Here is a 22,810-nt window from a genome sequence, read left to right on the forward strand (position 1 = left end):
CCGGCTACGCGGCCGAGCCATCGCCGGCCCTCGCGCGCAGGAACAACTGGAGGAGTAGCCGCCGGTCGGAGACCGGGACGGTTTCCTGACCGCTGTGGAGCGCCTCCCGACCGTGCAGGAAACGGCGCTGGTTCACGATGAGGTAGTCCCCGGGCTGAAGCATGAAGGAGACCTGACCCCGGACGAGCTCTTCGGCGAGTTCCCTGGCGGCGTCGGCGTGCGCCTGGCCGAGCTCGGACCTCTCCAGCATCTTGGCGGTGAACCGGACGAACCCCTCGCCCGGGTCGGAGCCGTCCAGGATCGGAAACGGCTTGTACTCCTCGCCCACGCCGAACAGGTCGAAGAAGGTCCCGTAGTGGTAGGCCGACTCGGCCAGCAGAGCGCGGCTGTCCTCCGACAGCCGCGCCACCGCCGCGTGGGCGTCGGAAAGGATGCTGGGGCCGCCGCCGAGCGGGTCGCGGCGAACGCAGAGGAGCGTGGTGTAGTCCGGGGGCAGGGTCCCGTTCACCAGGTCCATGTGAAACGCGTTGTACCCGATGCCGCTGGACTTGCCGGGGTCCTTGTCGACCTTGACCCCGATGTCCTTCCAAAGGGGCCACCGCGGGAAGGGCGAGAAGGGGACAGCCACCTCGGCCGCGAAGCCCGTCACCAGCCGCAGGAACCGGTCATCGTCGATCCCCAGCGCCTTGGCGAGGTTTCCCAGGCGCAGGACGGCGTATCCGCCACCCTCTCCGGTCAGCGCGTGGCGCAGGGTCGCGGTGACCTCCTCGAATCGCGGGGCGGCCGTCAGCTCGGTCCGGTACTCCGCAATGGTGGACTGCGCCAGGAACGAACCGTCCAGTTCCCAGGGCGGGAGAGAACGTTCGATCAGAGAGGCTTCGAGTTCGCTCGGGATGTCGATGAACACGCGGAGCTTCCTTGTCTCTTGGGGTCCTCGAGGTGTCGCTTTGCTGGTGCTCCCGCCCGGGCGCCGAAGGCGGCCCGACAGCGGGTGGGGCCGTGGGGCCGTGGGGCCTCAGGGGCAGCGATCGACTGTCGGATTGCGGCGAATTGGTCCGGCGCTGGGGCCTTTGGGGGACGTGGGCCCCAGCGCCGTCCTCCGCCCGCGCCGAATGCCGTTGTCGTACGGGCGGAGCTTGCTGCCTGCCTGATGGCCACAGAGCCGGTCGTGTGGTCACCAGGCAGGGGTCTATGCGGCGGCGGGCGCCGCCAGGTCCTCGAGCAGCTCGTCGAGGCCGACGGCGCGGAACGACTGGAGGCGGCGGACCAACTGCGAGGCGAGGAACGTTCCGATGTTCGCGTGGCCGTAGGGCAACGGTGCGTCCGGCTGGGCGACGACCTTCACGCCTCCACCGTCGAGGCCGTATACGGTGCCGTGCACGCCGTATAGGGGCGCGCTCCTGGCCAGGAACACCATCGGGTTGTCCTCCAGGTGCGGACAGAGCTTCGCGGCTGCACGAGCGTGCCGGCGGCACACGGGCGGCTGATTCGTGAGGATGCTCGCCTGGGCCGGGGCGTGGTCCCGGGGGCCGGCGAGGAAGATGAAGCCGAGCGGCGTCCTGGCAGGGAGTGAGCAGATCTGACAGAGCATCGTCTGCATGCACACCATCTGCCGGTGGGGGTGCATCAGCTTCCACTGCGGTTCACCGGTGATCCGGCCTTGCGCGTCGACGGGGTTCCAGCCGCACCGGGCCCACAGGGCGCCTCGCGGGTCTCGGTCCCTGGGGTCCTCATCTCGGTAGTACAGCCGCGGACCGGACGCGTGCCGGATGATGAAGAGGTTCTCCGGAGCTGCGTCTTCCCCAGCCCTCTGCGTGATGTAGGGCACTAGGGACAGGCGCGGGTCCCGGGGCTCTATGGCCCGGGGGTTGTACGCGAGTCTGAGGGACGGGAAAGTCACGGCTCCTCCGTTAGGCACTGGTTCTCCACCAGCAGTTCGAGGAGTTCGTTGAGCGTCCATGCCATCTGTCGGACGTGCCCAACGGCACGGCGATGGTCGCTGGGTACTTCCTCGGATCGGATGTGGCGGCCCCGCTCGACGAGGTCGGCTATTCGCTGGTCTTTCTGGTTTGTCTGGGAGGTGACTGCGAGGTTGACGAGTCGCATCAGATGGCCGCGGAGCCGCTGCGCGTGCTCCTCGACCTCGTCTTCGGGGGGCGTGTAGTCGTCCAGGACGGCCGCGACGTCGTCGAGTAAGGAACCGTCAACGTACGGGGCCCAGCGCTGCACCTTCTCCAGGACTCGTCTCAGACCAGCCTCGGTGAAGGGCGGCACGGCCGCCCGCACGGGATGGGCCCAGCCGGGGGAGAGGGCGGCGGCCGTCATTCCTCCGCCTCCTCTGGTACGGCGAGGCGGCACCAAGTCGTCGCGCCGGCGTCCCTCGTTCCCCAGGCTCCGCCGCGCTCCTTGACCACCATCTGCACCAAGGCGAGGCCCCGCCCCGACTCCGCGTCCTCGTCGGCCTCCTTGAGCGTCGCGACGCCCGGCATGCCGTCGATGACAGCGATGTCCAGGAAGCCGTCCTTCACAGCCATCTCCAGGCCGACCTTGAGGGTCCCGCTGTGCAGCACCGCATTGGTCACCAGCTCGGAGACGAGGAGCATCACCTCGTCGGTCAGCGCGCCAAGGCCGTGGTACCGGATTCGGGCGACGGCGATCCGGCGCAGAACTCCCACGTAGTGCGCGGCCGCTCGTCCGGGCGTGCCGTCGGCTTGGCGGGGGCCGATGTCGACCCACTGCTTCAGCACGTCCTGGTCGCGGCGTAGACCCGCGAGAGGCGTCCGTACGGCTGTCGTCGTCATCACGTCCTCTAGGGGTGTTGGTCCGTCACTGCGGCGATTACGTCCACGTGTGTGTTTGGACACTCTCAGCGAGGGTGTAGATCAGCGTGGTCCCGCACGCGGTGTCACCGCCATGTCGAGGGGCTGCCGTCTCAGCGACATCGGGGCGGCGGACTGACACCTGACTGCTAGCCAACTGCCATCTGTGCGAGATGTGTTGCACTGGACCGAGACGGCGGTATCCCCTTCGTACAAAGGGATCGATCCGTAGGTGGGCCGCCAACTGGCCGAGGCGCGATATCTGGGGGCGATGTGACCGAACAACCCGAGACGCTGCTCAAGGTCCTCTGCGACAGGCGCAACTTGGGCGCTCCCGACTTCGTGACGCTGTTCGACGGAACCGCTGACGAGGTCGTCGGGAAGGGCGGCAACAACCCGACCTGCAGTGAGCGGACAGTGTTCCGTTGGAAGGCGGGCAAGGCCCGTCCCGAGTCGCTTTCCGCGGACACCAGGCGCGTTTTACAAGCCATGTTCGGCTGTGATGTCGCAGTCTTGTTCGCTCCTCCGCCCACCGAGGATTCCCAGGCACCCGCGTTCAACCTGGAGCACGAGATCAACATGACCGCACGCGATGCTCAGGACGACGCCAGCGCAACAGCCGCAGCGTCCGTCTCCGACACCAGCCTCGACCAACTCACCGATGACGTGGCGTCCCTCGCGCGCGCTTACGCTTCGCTCCCTCCGATGGACGTGTTCCGACGCGGCCGCACGCTCCAGGAGGAGCTGCAAGGCCAGCGCGATCGCACGCAGATTCCCACACAGCAGCAGCGTCTGCTTGAGCTGACCGGCCAGACGATGGCGCTGCTCGCCGCAGCGGCCTTCGACCTCGGTTCCTTCGACAATGCCCGCCGTCTGGCCCGCGCGGCTGACCTCTACGGCGAGAGCGCCAGGTTCGAGCCGCTGCGGGCGTACGCGGACGGCATCTTGGCGTATATCGCGTACTTCACCGGCATGCCGGGCGAGGCCGTCAGCAAGGCCCGCCGGGCGCAGGCCTACGGCGGACTGGGCGATGTGGCCCGGCGCCGGCTTCTCGCCATCGAGGCGCGGGCGCACGGATACCTCGGCGACACCGACTCCGCTCGCCATGCCCTCCAGCTCTCCATGGCGGCGGAGAGCGGCGTCCGGGACGACCTCCACGATGGTGTCGGGGGCGAGTTCGGATTCACCCCGGAGCGCCTGGCCATGTCCAGCAGCTCCACCGCCCTCCTCATCCACGACGGGGAGCAGGCGGAGCAGTCCGCACGTCGTGCCCTGGAGCTCATCGGCCAGAGGCCGCAGGCCAGCCGTTCGGCGCATGTCCTCGGTGGTGCTGCTGCCGATCTCGCCATGGCCCGGCTCCTGGCGAACGACGTCGAGGGAGCTGCCGACGCGATGACCCCGCTGTGGGACATCCCGGGAGACCAGCGGGTGACGGGTGTCCTAGTGCGGACGGGGCAGATCCAGCAGTTCCTCGCCCAGCCGGTCTACCGTGCCTCGACGCTGCCGCGCGAGCTGCGCGACCGCGTCGAGGACTTCACCCGCAGTGCGAGCACTCACCAGCTAAGCACCCGCTCAGCGCTGCTCCAGTTGGAAGCCTGACTCAGGCGAGGGAGGCGAGGATTTTCGCTTCCTTCTCCTCGGCGATCCCGTGCTCCGCCCACCTCGGGTGGTCCACGGGACGTCCGTCGGATGCCAGCCAGGCCCAGGTGTCGCGGATGGTGTCGACGATCGGCCGGCAGCGTAGGCCCGCGGCCACGGCCCGGCTGGAGTCGACCGACCACACGCCTGCGTGCGTCCGCCACAGGGGGAGTTCTGTCCACTGCACGACGCCGTGGTCGATCAGGACGTCCGGCGCCGCCCACTCCGGTTTCCCAGCTCCGCCGGTGACCGTCAGGCACTCGCTGATGAAGTCGGCGAAGGTGATGCCCTCCGGGTGGGTGACGTTGTACCCGCCGCTTGTGTCGCTGGCGGCCTGGTCGAGCGCGAACGCGGCGACGTCACGGACGTCGACGGGTTGGATGCGCTGATCGGCCGGGGCGGGCGCCAGAATCCGCCCGCCTCGTTTGGCCCGGGTCAGCCACCAGGGCAGCCGACCGACGTACTCGCCGGGGCCCAGGATGACTCCGGGCCGGAGGAAAACCGCGGCGTCGCCGAACGCCTCGGCCACTGCTCGCTCGCCGCCGGCCTTCTGGAACCCGTAGATGGTCGGGCTGCCGTCTTCACCGGTGTACCCGTACGACTCGTCAGCATCCGTGCGGCAGTCCAGGACTGGTGAGGCGTCAGTGAGCGGCTGGTGCGGCCAGCCCTGGTACACGGATACGGTGGAGATGTGCACCCAGCGTCGCGCGGCGCCGCGTAGCGCGGTTGCTGCGAGCAGCACGTCGCGTGGCGGGAAGTCGGAGCTGGAGGTGTCCACCACGGCTTCCCACGGGCCGTGTTGGGCGAGCCGTTGAAGGTCTCCCCGGTCGGTGCGGTCGCCGTGCACGGGACTCACGCCCTCGACATCTCGGCCGGACCGCCCCCGGTTGAAGGTGGTGACGGACCACCCTCTCGCCAAGGCCCCCTCTGCGATGCACTTCCCCAGGAACCAGGTACCGCCGATTACCAGAATCCTCATGTGCCGATCCTGCCTGTCTGTATCGGGCTTCGGGAAGCGGGGGAGGGCACCGGTAGGTTTCTGCTCAAGTCGAAGCCTATGGAGGGTGGATACCCTGGTGTCAGGCAACTCACGGCGCTTAGATCGCTTCCCGGCAGGCCCCAGGGGGCTGTTCTGCTACGGCACGCTCCAGTTCGATGACGTCCTCAAGGGGCTGTTGGGGCGGGTTCCCCACCGCTTGCCCGCGTCCGCTCCCGGCTATCGCGCAGCCGCCCTTGAGGGGCGTGTCTACCCTGGCCTCGTCGTCCAAGCTCTCGGCTGCTCGGCGCCTGGCGTGGTGCTCACCGATCTGAGCAACGAGGAGTGGCGCATTCTGAACGCATTCGAGGACGATCAGTACGAACTGCGGGAACTGTCCCTCTCCACCGGCACGATGGGGTTGGCGTACGTCTGGCAGGGCGTCGATGTCCGCACCGAGGACTGGGACGCTGAGGAGTTCCAGGCCCGGCACCTGTCGGCTTATGCGGAACGGTGCGGGCGCATCGGTCCTCGCTTGGCTGCAGGCGAGCCGAAGGGCGAGTAGGCCAGCGCGGGCAGCCGGTGAGCGGCTGCCCGCGCGGATGCGGCCCTATCTCCGCTACTTGATTGGGTGGGCGTCGAGCCAGTCGGACAGGTCGTGCGCGGAGCCGAGGACGTCGTCCCGGTTCGTCAGCTCCGTGGCGCCGCCAGCCGGAACGCCCTGGTCCTCGCCGACCGCGATGCCGTCTTCCATGGTGTCGATCAGGGCGTACGCCTCGGTCCAGAAGTCGGCGCCCACGGACTTCTCCGCATTCATGGCCTTCCGCAGGTCGCGGGTGGGCTTCATGAGCGCCTGCATCTGGTCCCAGCACGTACCCGGCTCCTGCTCAAGACAGCCGCCGTCCGTGTCGAACTTGGTCACCGCGTCCTGGAACGTGGTGGTCGCGGCCTCCACGGTCACCGTCTTCGCCTTCGCGGCCGGCTTTGCGTCGCCGTCGTCGTTCGAGCTGCTGCAGGCGCTCGCGGCCGCCGCAGTCACGGCCAGGATCAGCGCGCTGGCAGTCTTCCCCCATGTGTGTCTCCCCATGACGGAGGATCATCGCATGGGTCGCTGAATCGAGGACGCAACTGCCCGGGGGCCATAGCGCTGCCCGCGCTCTGCGTGGATGTGGTTTCTCAGGGGACGATGGACAGGCTGCGTTTCGCCGAAGCCGTCACGAATCGTCCCTGACCCTCGAAGGTGGTGAGCGTGAGCCCGAACAGGAGTCGGTTCATTTCCTTACTTGTGAGCCCGAGCTCGGCGGCGACGGTCGAGGGGCGAACGCGCTTCGAGCGCAGCGCGGCGAAGACCTTCGTCAACACCTGCGACGTTTCGCGCTGGCCCATGCCCTGGGGCTCACCGGACCGATACCCCAAACGGCTCAGCTCGGCGCAGGTGGACCGGTACTGCCAGTCCGAAAGTAGCCCCAGATCGTGGATGCGGTAGGTCAATGCCATGGCGGAGACGTTCCAAATCTGCTTGGCGCGAAGGATCTGGTCGACGTGCGCACCTGATGGCATGTGCCCCAGAACGCTCGATCGAGGCATCAAGAAGGCGGAGGCGAACTCGTTCGCTTGCCGTTCTGCCTCAGGCCCTGAACAGGCGTGCTCACTGCCGTGCATGACGAGATGGCCCAGTTCGTGGGCTGCGTCGAAGCGGCCCCGCTCGGCTGACTTGAGCGTGTTAAGAAACACGAACGGAACGCCGTCGCGCCATACCGCGAATGCGTCGACCTCGGCGTGATCGGGATCCAGCGAGAACACCCGAACACCGTGTGCCTCCAGTAGGTGCACCATGTTGGGCGCTGGCGCTTCTCCCAGACCCCAGCGGGTGCGGACCATGGCAGCGGCTGTCTCTGGGTCGGGTTTGCCCAGTGAGGGCACGTTCGCTGCTGGCAGGCGGAATCTTTCATCGATCCAGTCGTACAACATCGCGCCCAGCGTGCCACCGGCCCGAGCGGCTTCGAGGACCCTCGCCGACGTCTTGCTGCGCGCGCGCCAGGAGATGCCTTCCGCGGGGAGCTCGTCCAGCGCAGGACCTTCGAAGAAGGCAACAGGAAAGTCCAGCGCTGAGGCGATCTTGTCGAGGGTTTCGGAACGTGGCGAGGTTCGACCTGTCTCGTAGTTTGACAGGCTTTGCAGTGACACCTCGGCCTGGTCCGAGAGCTCGGCGAGAGTGAGGCCTCTGCGCTTGCGGGCCAATGTGATACGGGACGGGGTCACCATGTGGGCTGCCTCAGTTATTGGTGGTGCACGGTGGGGCGACAGGGTTCGCCGCCCCACCGACGGGCCTCAGCGGAAGTCGACGGGGATGTCGATCTCTCCGGGCCCATCATCGTTCGTAGGTTCGATTCCGTCCATCACGAGGGCAGGAAGCGGAATCCGCGGACCCCATTCGACCACGAAGCCGTCCTCGAACCTCTTAGGCTGCGACAGCTCACAGTCGATCCGCACCGTCTCGCCGATCTGGGTGCGATAGGACAGTAGGAACCACGTCTTCAGGGCGAATGCTTCTTCATCGCTTAGAGCAACCCCGTCAGGGCCGGCACCGGCTACGAACAGAGCCGTCTGTACGTGCGGGGCGCCCTCACCGGCATTGGCGCGAGTGACCATGTCGGTAGCGGGTCCGCGTCGGCGTGCGTTCTTCGGGAAGAGGCTTGCCTGCCCTGTGGCGGCGTCGCCGACCATCACGCCCATCGCGACCGACCGGTCCGCGTTGCAGACAAGCTCGAGGCGACCGTGAACGAGCCGGGCCCACCCCTCCCGCTCGATGTGCAGTTCGCGGATGGTCCTCACGTGCGCCTCATAGGCCCGTCGGCCCGCCGTCCCCGTCGGGTCATTGGGGACGGCGGTGCGTCGCGCCGCCTCGCCTGCGCGCAATACGTCGTGCAGGAACTCCAACCTGGTCCCCATACCGCCCAACTGGGCCTGTACGTCATCGGGTTCAGGGGACGGCGTTACGAGGGGCAGGGCCAAGGGGACCTCCGGGAGTCGACAGTAGGCTTATAAAGACTCTACCTCAAATGCGGTTTGAGTTTTATAAGGGCCGCGGAGATTCGCGGACTACCCAAGGTCGGCAACAGCCGTGGTCACTCGACCTCCCCGTTGACGACGCGGATGATGTCGACGGCCTTCTCCACGCAGACGACGCAGGCCCGGAGGTGCGTGGAATCGCATATCGCCGCTGCGAGAGCGTCGATGGCGCCCCAAGAGGCGACCTCCATCAGTCCCCGGGCCTTGTGCCGGTGGTGGTCGCAGGCCTGTGTCTTACCCGGGCGGGGGCCGCACGCGACCAAGGCGATGCGCTGCTCGAGGGCGGTTGCGTCGGGGGTGAAGATGGAACTCATCGGTTGCAGTCCTTGGGGGCGCGCGACTTGTGGTGTGCGATCTTCTTGAGTTCGCTACCGACCTGCTCGTAGGCGGTCATCAACTGGCAAGCGGTGTACCGGCGGGCGAGGAATAAGCGAGGGGGAGGCGTCTTGGATCCGGGGTGTCCCTGGCAGCCACTGCTCAGCTCGCTGTGGTCCTGGCGGCCGCACCAATCACACGAAGGGTCGTAGTGGGAGATGGTCGGGGCTGGTTTCCAGGGGGACCACGTGATCGGGCGTCCGGCGTGCTCGTCGGGCAGGCACGCCTCGGCGTACGTGACCGGGTCCAGGACAACTTGCAAGTGGCGGCCGCGGCGGTCAGGCTCGGGCAGGGCCTTGGCGACGCCGACGGGAACGAGGTGGGGCGCCTCGGGTTCCGCCTCTCCACGTAGGGAGCGCAGGCAGGCCGGGCAGATTGCGGACTCGGTGACCGGGCCGTCCCACGGCCGTACGCCCGGGGCCCGTTCGGCGTCCGGCGTGCACTCCAGCGCCACGGCAAAGACTGGCACGGATGGGGCCGTGATGCCTTCGGCGCCGATATGCAGGACGGGGCGGCCCGCGGCGCGCACGACCAGGCGACCGTCCCACTCGGGCGGGGCGGCCAGGACCTCGATGGCGAGGGCGCTCATCGGACGCGCCCCACCAGTAGGGGCACCAGCGTGGTGGCCTCCTGGTTCTTCCGGTACAGGTCCCGGCGGGCGGGGTGCACGGCGCGCCGGGATAGGCACAGTTCGCCGGCCGGGACGTGGCACGTCCCGCACGGCACGGAGTAGACGCCGTGCCGGAACTGCGCGTGCGTCTGATGTGCGGCGTCGTGGGCGGCGTCCGCGGCCAGGGACGGGATAAGGACGGACAGGGGAGATATCACGCGTGACCGCCCTGGCCAGCCGAGTGGGCGCGATCCGAGATCGGTGTGTGGGGCGCAGCGTGTTCAGTGCTCATAGAGGGGCATCTCCTGTTTGCTGGGGGCGAGACCGGGCCATCCCTCATCTGCTGTACGTCGAACTCCCAGTTCCTGTTACATCTTCTTCGTAACCGGCTGGTCAACCCCACCCCAACTCGACCGGGCTGCGGTCTAGTTACGTTCGGCCGCACCTACCTTGACCCGTGCTACATTCAAACCGGTAAGTCGTCAGGCTCTCTACTTGAGGCCTCGCGGGCTGCTTCCGAGCATTCCGGCTGGGTGCACTGCGGCAATCGCAATGCACACCTGTACGGCGTGAGCTGGAATCAATGAGGCGGACCGCTCCAGACTCCGAGCTAGCTTGTTCGCTCGGACTGTTGGCGACTGCTGAGAACCGAGAACATTTGCGCACACGTCGGCGCGGGTGTCTCGGTCCGAACCGTAAGGGTTCGGATCGAGGCTGCCTGCGCACCCGATCCGACCCATGACAGGGAAGGTAGGGATCGGTGGACGGCGCAGCCATCCTCTTCATTCTCGCCGTCGCTGGCGTGGCTTCGATCTGCCTCTTCGCTCTAAAGGGGCTGCTCGACCAGGTCCCGGACGTGATCGACTCCGCCGGGAAAGCACGCGACGCGTGGCACCGTTTCAAGAAGCCCGAGGGGCGGCCCCGGGCGGACAACGAGGAGCCGCCCGCTACCGGGTAGGCCCGTCGTGGGGTCTCCGTCACGTCAGGACGTTGGTCAGTTCGACGCTGACCAGCGGCATGCGGGCGAATCCCGTGGAGACGGACGCGCCCATGACCGGGTTCGGGCCCAGCAGGTGCTCGTGGTCGTCATCTGGGAACAGGTGCCGGGCTGTGCCGCGTTATTGCGCGGCGGGCTGATGGCGCTCTCTGAAAGCGGCCACCCCTTGCTCTGGGTAGCCCCAGACCTGCTCAGTGGCTCTCCTCACCCGTCCGCACCTGACCTGCGGGCGGGCACCACCACAAGGAAGGGGCCGCCTGGATTGGCCCCCGCCGCGACGCCTTTGTCTGGCCCGGCGAGCAACGAGCGGAAGTGGTCACTCTCGGCCGTCGCGTCGTTGTCCTTGGGGCGGGCTCTCCCTGACCGTGCTGATCGGCTGCCGGCCTGCTCGATCTGTACCTGTCTACGTCACAGGTGTGTTCGGCGCTCGGACCGTCGCGAATACTGGCGGGCATGGCTGAAGCATCCGCAGCGGCGATCTCTCACCAGGGGCCCATTGCCATCTTTGTCAGCGCGGACGATCCTGTTCTGTCGCGCGAGTTTGAGTACGGTTCGAGGATCAAACGGGCGATCCTCTCGGCCATCCTCACCGTGGATGAACCCCGAAGGTGCCAGTTCCAGACGTACTGGGGCTCGCTCATGTTGCCGACCTTCCGCTGTGAGAGTTCCTCGTCCGACGGCAAGTTGACGCTGGCGCGCGATCCGTTTCTCCTGTGGTCTTCAGCCTCCACGCTGTGCCGAGGCGGCGAAGGCCGCTGGAGCACACTGGATGCACACGCGCCGTGGCTTCTCGGGACATCGAATGTCTACGTCGGTGTGATCTCGCGGCTGCCGAGCGAGCTGCGTGCACCGCTGGACGACCGGCTGCGGGCGTTTCGCTGGTACCTCGGTGCGATGGAAGTCGACCCGAACGACCCCCTCCACCAAGAGGTGTTCTCCTTGCTTCCCGGGTGGAGGTACTCGCGGGGGTGGGTGGATCACCCGGGCGAGGAGGGCATCTCGGCGGGGAAACTCTTCGCGGGTATAGCGGTGGATGGCATCGGCCTGGAAGATCGTCCGATCGCCGAACCCCACTGCCAGATTCTGTGGAACCCCGCCCCGGTTCCGTCCGGGGCTCCGGTGACGCTAGGTGCCCTCGCATTCTCCGGGGGCAGGACCTACCAAGAGTCGATCGTGGCACTCGTTCATGACTACCAGGAAGCCGAACGTCGCCTGTCCTTCAAGGTAGGACGTCAGCAGCCCCTGGTGGACGACCTGCGGAGTAAGTTGCATGACTACGCCCTGAACCTTGCCCATCCCGTTGGCGGCTCGAAGGCCAGGTTCTTCCAACGAGAGTTGGGAATCGAGCAGAGCAACTGGAGACTCCTCGCGATCCAGTTGCTCTCGGCTCTGCATGGTGCCGAGCCGAAGAAGTTCAGGGACGAAACAGCGCACGGAGACGCACAGCATCTCCGGTTCGAGATCAGTGCTCCGGTTGTCGGTCTAAACGGCCAGAGCAAGCAGGTCACGGCTGCGTGGAAGATCGAGGATGATGCTCCTGTCCAACTTGTCACGCTGACCCCCGGTAAGAAGGTCTCTGGTGCCGTTGACTCGCCAGCGATCATTCCTGGCGACTGGGCCAGCCTTTACGAGATCGCGCTGATGGTCGCGGAGCGGGCCAGGCAGGAATGCCGACCTACTCCGATGGCGCTGAAGGGCCCAGGGGGAGTCGAGGTCATTGCTGAGGGGCTGGCAGGCTTCGCGTGGGTCTGTTTCCCAGACGCTGGTACCGAGTTTGTTCAGTGGCTCCTGCGTACGGGGCGCGCCTCAGAGAGCCAACCCGGAGCGCGAATCAGCGCTCCGGGCCAGGACCTTGAGCCGGCGGCAGCGTGGGCCGAGGCGATGGCCAGCGTATTCCAGGCAGCGGACCAACCCTGCTCCGTCGAACAAGACGTGGACTGACCCTCCGTTGCTCTGGCGCTTGGACGCAGCGGCCGGTAGCCGTCGGGTCGACTGATCCTCAAAATCATCCCGTAGCGAGTTTCGGCGTACCTGGGCACACCCCGCCGACGGGCTGGCGCGCGGCCGCCGCCCTAGGCACCTCGACCGCTGGCACGGACGCCACGCTCCACGAGCGGGGCCACAGTCGACCACCTGTGAGGCGCTCGCTGAAACTCCTCACTCGCTTGAACGACGGAGCATGTGGGGCGACGAGCGGCCCTGGCCGATTTCAGAGATCCTCATCAGGGCATCGGCCTGATTCAGAGACCCGAACCTCTCGCGCCCTGGCTTCCGGCCTCGACAGCGCCGTCCATGCGGATCCCTCCCTTACAACCAGGCACGTATCAGGGAAATTATGCGAGGGTGATGCCAATTGCGCCGTTAGGATGAGCGGCCTGACGCTCTGTCGGACACGGACGCGCCCCATGGCGGTCCGTCACCCCCGCCTCGTACCAAGAGGTTTCCTTGGACACTCTCCTCGACGTACAGCTCACGCAGGCCCAGCGGGAACTTCTCGAAGCCATCGCCCTGCCGTGGTTCGATACGGGCCAGGCAAATTACGCCACCCCCTACATCTACGGGACGCGGCCCCCGAAGGGACTCCCGAAGGGCGAATGGCCACTGTGGGGTCACATCCAGCACCACTTCGACAAGCAAGGCAGGGACGCCGAGGAACTGTTCCACTCCCTGCCGCGCGTGGGCAACAGCGCCCCGTTCGCGTCCGGGTACGGCCTCACCGCCCCCATGCGCCGCCCCATCGGCGAGGGCGAGAGGGTACGGCTCACGATAGCCGCCTCTCTCTGGATTACCCCATGGCGGACGAAGTTCTGTGAGCCGTTCCTGCGAGTCCTCCACCATATGATCAAGCTGTACCTTGACCGGCCGATTACCAGCGAGATCACCACCGTCATGCTGCGTTCCGGTGAGCTCATGGCCGCGATGCCGGACCTCGAGCCTGGGTTTGTTGAAGCACTGCCCGAGCTGCTCTCCTACGAACCCCTCATCAGCACCGGTGGCGCCCAACTCGGGGACGGCTCCTGGGAGCGGCAGATCACCCGCAGCGTGATGCAGTTCCGAGACGCGAAGACTTTGGAGGACTACATCACACAAACGTGCGAGACCGTCGCCAAGGCGGCCTCCCAGTACGTGCCTGCCACCGTTGCGGAGGGGCCGCCGCTTCCCGCCGAGCCCGCGCGCGGGCCGTACGTCGACCCAGGCCTCCTGAAGGATCTGGATGAGGCGGCGAAGACGACGCGGTGGCGGGTGCACAAGCTGATCGCGCTGTGCGAGGGACTGAACGACGCCTACGCGGCCGGAAACCCATACGTCTGCGGCGCGATGATCCGGGCCATCCTGGACCACATCCCGCCGCTTTTCGGGCACACGGACTTCAAGGTGGTCGCGAGCCAACACGTGTTCACCGTGAAGCGGACCGACAAGTCGCACGCCCAGAAGCTCGCGGCCTTCAAGGACATAGCCGACGACGTGATGCACCGGCCGATCGGCCCCTCCGTGCCGCGTATCAGCATGGACGACATCCCGGAGCCCGTCCGCCTCAACGCGGTCCTCCAGGAGGTGGTGGCGATCCTCCGGTAGGACGCGGCCAGCACCTGAAGCAGGCGTCCTCGACACCGCGCGGGGCGTACGAGTGCCGTTCCTCTCTGAGAGTCAACACACGGCCGGACAGGGGGCGCTTGCACCTCGCCAGGAACGCCGGCGACCGGCGGTCCACCTGCGAGCCGCCCAGGTCTCCCACCCGCCCTCGTGGCGAACTCGCGCGGCTATCCTCCCGAGGTGGTTCGAGCGTCCCTCGCTCAGTGATGCAGCCGACTGCCGCATGCCGGTGCACGCCTGCCCCGGCCGCGCCGAGCACTCAGGGCAGTGAGCCCCGCGGACCCGGTAGCGCCACTGGCGCATGGAGTGCCAGACCGGCCACTCCGGCGGCATCCAGTGCCAGTCCCCTGCGGCCTCGTCCCACCACCACCCAGGAGTGGACGCCTCCGGCTCGGCCGGGTACCCGTGGCGCTTCTGGAGCCAGCGGTATGCCACCGCATCGTCATCGGCCGTCGAGCGGTTGAGCAAGTCAAAGCCGAGCCAGGTGTAGTGGATGATGGTCTGCTGCTCGTACGTCCGGCGGAACTTCGCCGGTACGTAGCGCAGATCGTCAACGAGCGGCTCCAGCCCCTGCTCTTTCAACTCAGCCCACCACTGCCCGACCGGGCGCTCAACCTTGCTCCGGTGGCCGGACAGGCGCACGCGCAGCGGGGTCATGGTCTCGCCCACATAGCGAACCTCGACTGTGCGCGGGTCGTACAGCGCGTAGATGGTCCCATCCCGCAGCGCGAGCTCTGTGTCCCGCATCGCCTTCAACAGCCGGTTCACCTCAGCGACACTCGAAGAAGGGCCGCTTCCCTGTTCGGCCTCAAGCTGGCTCCGCATTGCTGCGGCGCTGAGCTCAACCTCGTGCAGAGTCGCGCGGAGCTCTTCATCGGTGATGTGGAACTGCATGACCCGACGCTACCTGAGCAGCCGCCCCACCTCGGTGCGAACTTCAGCAATCTCGTGATGTAGTCCGGGGCGGCCGCTGATGTACTGCTTGCCCGGAACGCCGTCTCAAGTCTCCAGAGGGCTCTACGTTGTTACTGACAAGTAGCCGACAACAACTGTGATTGTTGTCGGTAATCTGGCGTCACGTCAGCCACCAGCCTCAGGGGGTACCTTGCACAACGCCGACGTCGAGTCACTGCCCGAGCGCCCCGAGATGGATTTCACGCTCGTGCGCAACGGCATGGACTACCTCAGCAGTGCGGTGCTGTATCTGACTGGCAAGATCCAGGTACCGATGGACGCGCAGCCTCTGTGGCCGGAGGTTGCCCACGGCTCCGTCTTCTCGCAGCCAGCGCCGTTCTGGCTCAGTGCCCGGCACCTGAAGTACGGCGTCCTTCACCTCCAAGCGGCCGTCGAGGTTCTCCTGAAGGCTCGCCTCGTACGCGAGCACTGGTGCCTGGTCTTCACGGACCCCGGCAGTGCCACGCGCGCCTCGTACGAGCAGGGCAAATTCAAGAGCTGTGACACAAACACCGCCCTGGACCGCCTCACCCAAATCGCCAACGTACCGATCACAGTCAAGCAACGCAGGGCCATTACCGACTTGGCGGAGACCAGGAACGCCCTGACCCACTACGGGCACACGGGCAACGCCTACGCCGTGGAGGCACGCGCTGCCCGCGCGATGAGTTTCCTCATCGACTTCGTCTCCCAGTATCTACACCCAACGCTCTCACGCGATGCCGAGATCGTCTCGAAGACGATGGATGCCGTTCGGAACTCGCTGAAGCACATCGACGCACTGGTGAAGAAGCGTATGCAGGACCTAGCCAGCGAACTCGACGCGGTCGCCGAGCGTACCGTGGTCTGCCCGAGCTGCAGACAGTGGGCACTAGTGGTGGGGGAGACCCCCCTGACCTGCCGATTCTGCCTGCGGGCGTTCGAGTTTCCTACCGACGCCGTCGTCAACTACTGGAGGGACGTCCTCAACGCGGCCGACCCTGACGGGGCAGGGGACTGCCCCGTGTGTGAAAAAGATGACGTGATGATGTGGGCGAGCGTAGCCGCGGACAAGCACACCGACATCCTGCTGTGCTTCCACTGTGGATTCGCCTACAAGGAGAAAGAATGACCGTAAACCCGAAGGCCGCCGCGTGGGACAACCTGCCCAAGCTCTTCACCGGTGGCTACCTGCGGTGGACCGTTGAAGAGCTACTCGTCTTCGCCGGGGCGAAAGCCGCGGGGGTCCGCGTCGTCGCGGGTATCGAGCGGGAGCTTGCCGCCCGATCCATCGGCCACTTCCCTTCCAAGCTTCCTCGTGACCGGAACGCCCGTGTCTTGCTTTACACGCATGATCAGCCAGGACTAGGGGCCGTCCTGCACCTAGTCCGGCAACTCGCTGAGGAGCAGGCAACAGCAGACACGACCACAAACGACCAGATCCTCATGCTGTCGACGCTGCTCGACGGTTACCAGCGCGCGTCCGAGCGAGCCCCCCAGGACGCGGCACCGGCATGAGCCTGCGTGATACCCACGAGATCATTGACGCCGAACTCGTCGAGGACGGGGAACTGGTGCCCGCGGCGCCGACTGCCCGTCCGCTCGTCGACGAGCACACAGTGTTGATGCCCGGCGAGTCCATCCCAACCAGTGACGATCCACGCACGACGTACACGGATCGGGACCTGTATGTCAGCGAGGAGACCGCCCAGGCCCTCAAGGAGGCCGAGGAGGAGGGATCGCCTCAGCGCCGGACCGCCATGGGCCTGTTCGAGGCATGGTGTGCGGAACAGGGGCGGGTGGCGAAGCCCTGCACGACGGCGACGTACACAGAGTACGGCCGTCACCTTATGGCGAGGCAGCTCAAGGTCACCACGATCCGGCACTACATGTCGCTGATCCGGACGTCCATGCCGCCCGGGAAGAAGCCGGACAACAGCCTGTTCCTGCTGCTCCTGACGCAGTACCGGAAGAAGAACAAGCGAGCGCTACGCAGAAAGGAAGCGTTCCCCATCACGCTGCCGTACCTGGTCCCGATGATGGAGAAGGCGGAGGCTGGCGACCGACCGATCGGCTGGCGCGACTCGGCGATGTTCGCCTTCGGATACCGGTTCCTCGGCCGAAGTGTCGAGGATGTCGACCTGGAGCTCGAGGACGTGACCATCCTCGACGACCGCGTGTTGGTGTGGCTCGCCGAGGACAAGACCCACAAGGGTGAGGAACAGACGCTCGTCCTTCATGACCGGCCGGACCTCAACCTGATCTTCCGGCTGCGCCGTTGGGTTGGCTATCTCGCCGAGCAGGGCATCACCACCGGCCCCGTATTCCGCGAGGTTCTACGGAGCGGCAAGGTCGCATCGTCGGAGACACGGGCGAGGCGGGGGGCCACCAAGCGCGGTGCCCACCTGCGCCCGCAGACTGTCAATGAGCGCGTGAAGTTGTGGTTCGCGGCGGCCGGGCTCAAGACCGACGGCCGCCCCGTGTCCTCCCATAGCCTTCGCGCCGGCGGCGCCACCGACCTCGGTATGAACGGCGCGACGGACGAAGAACTCGAGCTGGCTGGCCGGTGGAAGAAGGGCTCGCGCATCCCTCGGGAAAGGTACGTACGCCCGGCAAAGGACCCGTCCAAGGACCCCTTCAAGAAGGTCCCGATGCACGACCCGGAGGGCAAAACGCAGAGGTGATCTGGAGAAACAGCGGGCGGGCGACTTCCCAACGCTGACGGGCCGCACGGGTACGCCTCGGCGAGCGCGTACCCGTGCCAGGCTGGTTGCTATTCCAGGATGTCCAGGGCAGGCAGTGTATCCACGATCTTCATGGTCTCCAGGCTCACGGTCACGATTCGCTTGAGCAGGTCGATGATGTAGCGCGGGTCGTCGGACCAGTCGTTGGGGTCGTTGACGATCTCCGATGCCTTGTCAACCTTGATCTGGTAGCGATCGATGATCCACTCGATCGCGGAACGCGCACCGAGCTGATAGCGGTACGCCTCCTCCGGGATATTGGTGAGGGTGACCCGGTTGTTGTAGACGATCGTCGAACGATCCGGCTGGCCCTTCACCTTGGGGATCTTCATCTTGGCGACCCGATACAGCTCGCCAGGCGGGGTTGCGGAGGCGCCGACCGGAGGCGTTTCGACGATGCCCTTGTACGGCTCAGACTGTTCGTAGCCGATGTGCAGGTTCGCAAGCGCGCGGCCAGCGGCGGCAAAGCCCTGGAAATCCCGGACCTTAGGAATACGCGGAAGAGACTTCTTCAGGTCTGCGGCGAAGCGCTCGCGGTACTCCGGGGAGTGGAGCAGGGCGTAGGTGTAGTAGAAGATATCGTCTTTGTCGATGGCGGGGCTGTAGGTCTTGCGGTAGGCGGTGAGGGCGGCGTCGGTGATGTTGTCGATGCGCTCATATCCGCCACCTTCCTCTTCAACAGAGAACAGGTCGTCGCCCTGGCCGAGCTCGCGGTAGGTGTAGCGGGGGAAAAATTGACCACCTTCCGAACCCCAGAAGTTTAGATCGGGGATAAAGCCGACCATCAGAATCGAGTAAGGCTTGAGCGCACTTACTCCAGTCATGTAGAAACCGAAGTTCTCATGCTCCGCCGTGGGGAAAACTCGAGGGAGCTGCGCCCGCTCATGATTCAGGTGACGATCGAAGTAGACAGCCTGCTTCATGAACGGTCGATACATCGAGAGAGAGACGTGGTCCGCCTCAAACGCGACCTTCTCTTTCTTGGCCAAATACCCCTTGAGGCTCCGGGACCAGCTGATCTTTTTCGGGTCGAGGTCGATGAAACCGTCAACATGGTCACGGGGTTGGGTGACTCTATGTCCCTCACAGTGCGCACCGAAGGCCAGTACCTGCGAATTGTAGAAATCAATCATCGACTCGGCGTTCTCGCGCATGCGGTCGGCCGAGTAGTTGTAGACCCATACGTCGCGGTTCGTCTGGAGTCCCGCAGAATAAGTCTCAAACACCGGAGTCGAATCGGCCTTACGAGACTTGTCACCAAGCTGCTGAAAAGTGGCGAAACTCTCGTCTCGCTGGTTGATCCAGTCACCTTCGGGGTTCGGACTGAGTTCCTTCCATTTCAAAGTGTTGAGGCTCTCCGCACTGAGGATGCGAAGCTTTTCCTCGCGACTAAGGTTATCTCCGATGTCGCGATAATAAAGGGTGCAGCCTGAGGCGGCGGTATTTATTTTACTGCCCTTAACGAGAATCAGGATGGCGACGGTATTCCGGCTACCCGAGCCGAAAATTTTACCGCCTTCCCTCCGAGACTGCTCGCCAGCGGTGCGCTGGTTGCCGCGTAGGTTGTAGCAGTAGATAGCGTCAAACTCGCTGACCAACGACTTACGCAAGCCATCTGCGCTGGTGCCGTCGATATACCCGCCGTTGGAAACGAAAGCCACAACGCCCTCGTCCGTAATGCGATCGGAAGCCCATCGAATGGCGCGGATGTACGAGTCGTACAGCCTGCTCTTGTTCGCTGCCACTGACCGAGCCGCGTAAGTCTCAGCGATGCGGCGATCGAGCACCTCGTACTTGAGGTTCTGGTTGTCGTCGTTCATGCTGTCCTGCCCAACTGAGTAAGGCGGGTTGCCGACGACGACTGTGATGGGCTGCTCGCGCTGCTTCATCGCGCGCTCACTGTTGCCCTCGAGCACCTCCATGCCGTCAAGCTTGGCCACACCACCCTCGGCGAGCTGGAAGGTGTCGGTCAGGACGATGCCTTCGAATGGCTGGTAATCACCGCCAGCCAGGTCGTGGAAGGCAGCCTCGATGTTGACTGCGGCGATGTAGTAGGCCAGCAGCACGATTTCGTTGGCGTGCAGTTCGCTGGTGTACTTGCGCAGCAAGTCCTCCGGCTTGATCAGGCCGGACTGGAGCAGCCGCACAGGAAACGTGCCGGTGCCAACGAAGGGGTCGATAATCTGGACGCCTGCGTCGGATAGGGACTTGCCGAAGTGCTTAGACAGCGCCTGCTCGGTGGAGCGGATTATAAAGTCGACGACTTCGATCGGGGTGTAGACGATGCCCAAGGCGTCGGCTGTCTTGGGCAGGGCGGTCTTGAAGAACTTGTCATAGAGCTCGACGATGACGCGCTGGCGGCCTTCGTGGTTATCGATGCCCTCGGCGCGCACCCGCACCGACTCGTAGAACGCCCCCAGGGTCTTGGTCTCTGTATCGAGGCCCTGATCATCGAGGATGTCGAGCATGCCCTGCATAGCCTTCGAGACTGGGTTGTGCTGGGCGAAGCCGTAATCCTTGAAGAGGGCGTCGAAGACGGGCTTTGTGACAATGTGCTGGGCGAGCATGTCGACGGCCGCGTCATCGGTCACACCTGGGTTTATGGTCACCCGCAGCTCGGCGACAAACTCCTCGAATGCGGCCTGCTTTTCGGGAAGGACAAGCGCGGCCTTGATGCGGGTGACGTGGCGGTCGGCGATCTGGGCGATGTCCTTGGCCCAGTCCTCCCAGTAGTGGCGCTCGCCGACCTTGTCGACGATGCGGGCGTAGATAGCGTCCCGCCAGTCGCTCACGGAGAACAGGGCGTCCTGGATGTGCTGGGCGCTCTGAGCTTCCTTCTCCTTGGCGGCCTGGGCGCTGTCGGCGGTGCTGGAGCCGTCCTGGTCGCCGACCGTCTCGTCGCCCGCGCCGATGTGGCCGATGCCGATGGTGTCGGGCTTCTTCTTGTTGAGCTCGATCTGGTTGACGGTGGCGTTGAAGCGGTCGTCGTGGGCGCGCAGGGCCTGGAGAACCTGCCAGACGGTCTTGAAGCGCTGGTTGTCCGCGAGTGCCTTCTCCGGCGGCATACCCGCGGGGACGGCGACGGGCAGGATGATGTAGCCGTAGTTCTTGCCGGGGGCGGTGCGCATGACGCGGCCGACGGACTGGACGACGTCCACCACGGAGTTGCGCGGGTGCAGGAACAGCACCGCGTCCAGGCTCGGCACGTCGACGCCCTCGGACAGGCAGCGGGCGTTGGACAGAATGCGGGCGTTGGCCGGGCCGGGGTCCTGCTTGAGCCAGTCGAGGAGCCGGTTGCGCTGGAGGGTGTTGAAGGTGCCGTCGACGTGGTCGACCTCGCAGTGCAGCACCTCGTCATCCGCGTCGTCGTAGGCGTCGACGACCTCGTTGAACCGGGCGGCGACGGACTTGGAGTCGGCGATGGAGCGGGCGAAGGCGACGGCCCGCTTCATCGGGGCCTCGTCCTTGCCGAAACCGGAGCCGTCGGCGAAGGTGCCGGTGCGCTTGGCCATCGCGTTCCAGCAGCCGATGATCTTCGCTGCGTCGTCGAGGCTCAACTCGGCGTCCGCCCCGGCCAGGCTCTCCTGGAGGGTCTTGGCGACGGCGCCCTCATCGATCGTGAGGATGAGGACTTTGTAGTCGGTGAGCAGCCCCTGCTCCACGGCCTTGCCGAAGCCGAGCCGGTGGAACTCGGGGCCATACGTCGCTTCGTCGTCCATCGAGGCGACGGCCGCGTCGGCGTGCTTGGCGTCCTGCTTGGTGTCGTCGTTGTACACCCGCGGGGTCGCGGTCATGTACAGGCGGCGGTCCGCGCCGAGGAAGGAGTCGTCGTGGACACGGACGAACGCGGACTCGTCGTGACCGGAGAGGGTGACGCCCGTGGTGCGGTGGGCTTCATCGCACAGGATCAGATCGAAGCGGGGCAGGCCCTGCTGCTGGGCCGCGGAAACGGTCGCGATCGACTGGTAGGTGGAGAACACCACCGTGAGGCCCGGCGTCGCCTCCACGCTCGCCATCTGCGCGACCAGTCGGTCCGGGTCGGTGGTGGCGGGCAGGGCCAGGTCATGGGTGGACATGTCCTTGTCGTCACCCTGGGCCTTCTGCTTGCCGACCTTGGTGTCGGAGCAGACAGCGAAGGCGCGCAGCGGCACCTCAGCCTCGTACGACCACTCGCGCAGTGTCTGCGAAAGGAGTGCGATGGAGGGGACCAGGAACAGGACAGTGGTGTGCTCCCCCTGGCCTGCCTCCGCCCGCTCCTGCTGGAGACGCTCGGCAATCTTCAAGCTGGTGAAGGTCTTGCCGGTTCCGCAGGCCATGATGAGCTTGCCGCGCTCGTGCTCGGCGAAGCCGGCGAAGACGTCGTCGATCGCCTCACGCTGGTGAGGGCGCGGCTTCTTCTTCTGACGCAGCGTCATCTCGAACTCGACGTGCAGGCCCGGCGTGGGCATGCGCCACTCCACCGGGCTGCTCGCGATGTCCGACAGGCCGAGCCGGGTGACGGGGATCTGCTGGTCGTCCAGCGCCTCCTCGGCGTGGACGCTCCACTTGTCCGTCGTGGAGATGATCATCCGGCGGGTGAAGGCGCCCTTGCCCGAGGCCGTGAAGAAGGAGTCGATGTCCTCCTTGTGGATCGTGTGCTGCGGTTCGTAGAACTTGCACTGGATGGCACAGAAGCCGCCGGTTTCCCGGTCCTGCGCGACAAGGTCGATGCCCGTGTCCCGTTTGTCGTGCTCGGCGCCCGGCCAGTCGGCCCACATCCACACACGGCTGAACTGCTCGGTCCACTGCGGATCGGTGCTCAGGTACTGGACCATGAACTCCTCGAAGCGGGTCCCCCGGTCCCGATTCCCGGTGGAGCCGTCACGGATCGCCCTCAGAACGTCGTGCACCGTCGTCGTGGTCCCGCTCAACGCGCTTCGCACCCCATCACACTCGGTAGCGCGCATGTGCGCGCTGCGTGGCCTAACACCGGAATCCCCATAACCCTACTGGTGAGCCCCAGGCCGAGGGTCTGAATCGATCCTCTGGCACCCGCAGATTCCCGGCCTGCTA

General features: G+C 65.8%; 21 protein-coding genes. 8 read left to right on the forward strand and 13 right to left on the reverse strand.

Annotation, left to right across the window (positions count from 1 at the left end; all coding sequences use genetic code 11):
* Positions 1-4 precede the first annotated feature (4 nt).
* From ACIBTS_RS37030 to ACIBTS_RS37045, 4 genes are all read right to left on the reverse strand, one after another.
* A complete protein-coding gene (locus ACIBTS_RS37030) occupies positions 5-907 on the reverse strand; it encodes a TauD/TfdA family dioxygenase (RefSeq protein ID WP_399325080.1) in 903 nt (300 codons plus the stop codon).
* Between the two features lie 282 nt (positions 908-1,189).
* On the reverse strand, positions 1,190-1,900 hold the full coding sequence (locus ACIBTS_RS37035) for a hypothetical protein (RefSeq protein WP_399325081.1): 711 nt from the start codon (positions 1,898-1,900) through the stop codon (positions 1,190-1,192).
* Positions 1,897-2,325, reverse strand: a complete 429-nt coding sequence (locus tag ACIBTS_RS37040) for a DUF6415 family natural product biosynthesis protein (protein ID WP_399325082.1) — start codon at positions 2,323-2,325, stop codon at positions 1,897-1,899. Before ACIBTS_RS37040 ends, ACIBTS_RS37035 begins: the two co-directional genes overlap by 4 nt.
* Complete coding sequence (locus ACIBTS_RS37045; protein WP_399325083.1) at positions 2,322-2,801, reverse strand: ATP-binding protein; 480 nt, start codon at positions 2,799-2,801, stop codon at positions 2,322-2,324. The genes ACIBTS_RS37040 and ACIBTS_RS37045 overlap by 4 nt, the downstream gene beginning before the upstream one ends.
* Positions 2,802-3,092: 291 nt before the next feature.
* On the opposite strand from ACIBTS_RS37045, the gene ACIBTS_RS37050 reads away from it, so the two are divergent.
* Positions 3,093-4,418 (forward strand): DNA-binding protein, encoded by a 1,326-nt coding sequence (locus tag ACIBTS_RS37050; protein WP_399325084.1) that lies wholly within the window; start codon positions 3,093-3,095, stop codon positions 4,416-4,418.
* A 1-nt stretch (position 4,419) separates the two neighbouring features.
* On the opposite strand, the gene ACIBTS_RS37055 is transcribed toward ACIBTS_RS37050, so the two are convergent.
* Entirely contained in the window at positions 4,420-5,436 is a 1,017-nt protein-coding gene (locus tag ACIBTS_RS37055) for an NAD-dependent epimerase/dehydratase family protein (protein WP_399325085.1), read from the reverse strand.
* An 85-nt stretch (positions 5,437-5,521) separates the two neighbouring features.
* Between ACIBTS_RS37055 and ACIBTS_RS37060 the strand changes: the two genes are divergently transcribed.
* Positions 5,522-5,998, forward strand: a complete 477-nt coding sequence (locus ACIBTS_RS37060) for a gamma-glutamylcyclotransferase family protein (protein WP_399325086.1) — start codon at positions 5,522-5,524, stop codon at positions 5,996-5,998.
* 54 nt (positions 5,999-6,052) lie between these two features.
* On the opposite strand, the gene ACIBTS_RS37065 is transcribed toward ACIBTS_RS37060, so the two are convergent.
* The 6 genes from ACIBTS_RS37065 to ACIBTS_RS37090 all read right to left on the reverse strand — a co-directional run bounded on the left by ACIBTS_RS37065 (position 6,053) and on the right by ACIBTS_RS37090 (position 9,708).
* Complete coding sequence (locus ACIBTS_RS37065) at positions 6,053-6,520, reverse strand: hypothetical protein (protein WP_399325087.1); 468 nt, start codon at positions 6,518-6,520, stop codon at positions 6,053-6,055.
* Positions 6,521-6,609: 89 nt separating this feature from the next.
* Entirely contained in the window at positions 6,610-7,698 is a 1,089-nt protein-coding gene (locus tag ACIBTS_RS37070; RefSeq protein ID WP_399325088.1) for a helix-turn-helix domain-containing protein, read from the reverse strand.
* A gap of 66 nt (positions 7,699-7,764) precedes the next feature.
* Positions 7,765-8,373 (reverse strand): hypothetical protein, encoded by a 609-nt coding sequence (locus ACIBTS_RS37075; protein ID WP_391331176.1) that lies wholly within the window; start codon positions 8,371-8,373, stop codon positions 7,765-7,767.
* Positions 8,374-8,561: 188 nt separating this feature from the next.
* Positions 8,562-8,819, reverse strand: a complete 258-nt coding sequence (locus ACIBTS_RS37080) for a hypothetical protein (protein WP_399325089.1) — start codon at positions 8,817-8,819, stop codon at positions 8,562-8,564.
* Complete coding sequence (locus ACIBTS_RS37085; protein ID WP_399325090.1) at positions 8,816-9,469, reverse strand: hypothetical protein; 654 nt, start codon at positions 9,467-9,469, stop codon at positions 8,816-8,818. The genes ACIBTS_RS37080 and ACIBTS_RS37085 overlap by 4 nt, the downstream gene beginning before the upstream one ends.
* Positions 9,466-9,708 (reverse strand): hypothetical protein, encoded by a 243-nt coding sequence (locus ACIBTS_RS37090; RefSeq protein ID WP_399325091.1) that lies wholly within the window; start codon positions 9,706-9,708, stop codon positions 9,466-9,468. Before ACIBTS_RS37090 ends, ACIBTS_RS37085 begins: the two co-directional genes overlap by 4 nt.
* Before the next feature lie 542 nt (positions 9,709-10,250).
* On the opposite strand from ACIBTS_RS37090, the gene ACIBTS_RS37095 reads away from it, so the two are divergent.
* From ACIBTS_RS37095 to ACIBTS_RS37105, 3 genes are all read left to right on the forward strand, one after another.
* The gene (locus ACIBTS_RS37095) at positions 10,251-10,448 is read left to right on the forward strand and encodes a hypothetical protein (protein ID WP_399325092.1); all 198 of its coding nucleotides are present in this window, start codon (positions 10,251-10,253) and stop codon (positions 10,446-10,448) included.
* 492 nt (positions 10,449-10,940) lie between these two features.
* On the forward strand, positions 10,941-12,428 hold the full coding sequence (locus ACIBTS_RS37100) for a DUF6883 domain-containing protein (protein ID WP_399325093.1): 1,488 nt from the start codon (positions 10,941-10,943) through the stop codon (positions 12,426-12,428).
* Positions 12,429-12,932: 504 nt separating this feature from the next.
* Positions 12,933-14,063 (forward strand): hypothetical protein, encoded by a 1,131-nt coding sequence (locus ACIBTS_RS37105; RefSeq protein WP_399325094.1) that lies wholly within the window; start codon positions 12,933-12,935, stop codon positions 14,061-14,063.
* A 72-nt stretch (positions 14,064-14,135) separates the two neighbouring features.
* Here the strand turns inward: ACIBTS_RS37105 and ACIBTS_RS37110 are convergent, their stop codons facing one another.
* Positions 14,136-14,975, reverse strand: a complete 840-nt coding sequence (locus ACIBTS_RS37110; protein WP_399325095.1) for a hypothetical protein — start codon at positions 14,973-14,975, stop codon at positions 14,136-14,138.
* A 211-nt stretch (positions 14,976-15,186) separates the two neighbouring features.
* Here ACIBTS_RS37110 and ACIBTS_RS37115 point away from each other — a divergent pair, with 211 nt between their 5' ends.
* Genes ACIBTS_RS37115 through ACIBTS_RS37125 form a run of 3 tightly spaced genes read left to right on the forward strand, consistent with a single transcriptional unit; the run spans position 15,187 to position 17,698 of the window.
* Positions 15,187-16,146 carry a hypothetical protein gene (locus tag ACIBTS_RS37115; protein WP_399325096.1) on the forward strand — a complete coding sequence of 320 codons (960 nt, stop codon included), beginning with the start codon at positions 15,187-15,189 and terminating at the stop codon, positions 16,144-16,146.
* On the forward strand, positions 16,143-16,532 hold the full coding sequence (locus ACIBTS_RS37120) for a hypothetical protein (RefSeq protein WP_399325097.1): 390 nt from the start codon (positions 16,143-16,145) through the stop codon (positions 16,530-16,532). Before ACIBTS_RS37115 ends, ACIBTS_RS37120 begins: the two co-directional genes overlap by 4 nt.
* A gap of 56 nt (positions 16,533-16,588) precedes the next feature.
* Positions 16,589-17,698 carry a tyrosine-type recombinase/integrase gene (locus ACIBTS_RS37125; RefSeq protein ID WP_399325098.1) on the forward strand — a complete coding sequence of 370 codons (1,110 nt, stop codon included), beginning with the start codon at positions 16,589-16,591 and terminating at the stop codon, positions 17,696-17,698.
* An 89-nt stretch (positions 17,699-17,787) separates the two neighbouring features.
* Here ACIBTS_RS37125 and ACIBTS_RS37130 read toward each other — a convergent pair whose 3' ends face one another.
* On the reverse strand, positions 17,788-22,572 hold the full coding sequence (locus ACIBTS_RS37130) for a DEAD/DEAH box helicase (protein ID WP_399325099.1): 4,785 nt from the start codon (positions 22,570-22,572) through the stop codon (positions 17,788-17,790).
* Positions 22,573-22,810: the final 238 nt, after the last annotated feature.

The sequence above is a fragment of the Streptomyces sp. NPDC050121 genome, from assembly GCF_044460385.1.
GTDB lineage: Bacteria > Actinomycetota > Actinomycetes > Streptomycetales > Streptomycetaceae > Streptomyces > Streptomyces soliscabiei.

Excerpts from the sequence above, each read along its gene's own strand:
- ACIBTS_RS37040 (WP_399325082.1), bottom strand. The coding sequence starts at position 2,325 with ATGACGGCCGCCGCCCTCTCCCCCGGCTGGGCCCATCCCGTGCGGGCG.
- ACIBTS_RS37045 (WP_399325083.1), bottom strand. The coding sequence starts at position 2,801 with ATGACGACGACAGCCGTACGGACGCCTCTCGCGGGTCTACGCCGCGAC.
- ACIBTS_RS37055 (WP_399325085.1), bottom strand. The coding sequence starts at position 5,436 with ATGAGGATTCTGGTAATCGGCGGTACCTGGTTCCTGGGGAAGTGCATC.
- ACIBTS_RS37065 (WP_399325087.1), bottom strand. The coding sequence starts at position 6,520 with ATGGGGAGACACACATGGGGGAAGACTGCCAGCGCGCTGATCCTGGCC.
- ACIBTS_RS37070 (WP_399325088.1), bottom strand. The coding sequence starts at position 7,698 with ATGGTGACCCCGTCCCGTATCACATTGGCCCGCAAGCGCAGAGGCCTC.
- ACIBTS_RS37080 (WP_399325089.1), bottom strand. The coding sequence starts at position 8,819 with ATGAGTTCCATCTTCACCCCCGACGCAACCGCCCTCGAGCAGCGCATC.
- ACIBTS_RS37085 (WP_399325090.1), bottom strand. The coding sequence starts at position 9,469 with ATGAGCGCCCTCGCCATCGAGGTCCTGGCCGCCCCGCCCGAGTGGGAC.
- ACIBTS_RS37100 (WP_399325093.1), top strand. The coding sequence starts at position 10,941 with ATGGCTGAAGCATCCGCAGCGGCGATCTCTCACCAGGGGCCCATTGCC.
- ACIBTS_RS37110 (WP_399325095.1), bottom strand. The coding sequence starts at position 14,975 with ATGCAGTTCCACATCACCGATGAAGAGCTCCGCGCGACTCTGCACGAG.
- ACIBTS_RS37120 (WP_399325097.1), top strand. The coding sequence starts at position 16,143 with ATGACCGTAAACCCGAAGGCCGCCGCGTGGGACAACCTGCCCAAGCTC.
- ACIBTS_RS37130 (WP_399325099.1), bottom strand. The coding sequence starts at position 22,572 with ATGGTCCAGTACCTGAGCACCGATCCGCAGTGGACCGAGCAGTTCAGC.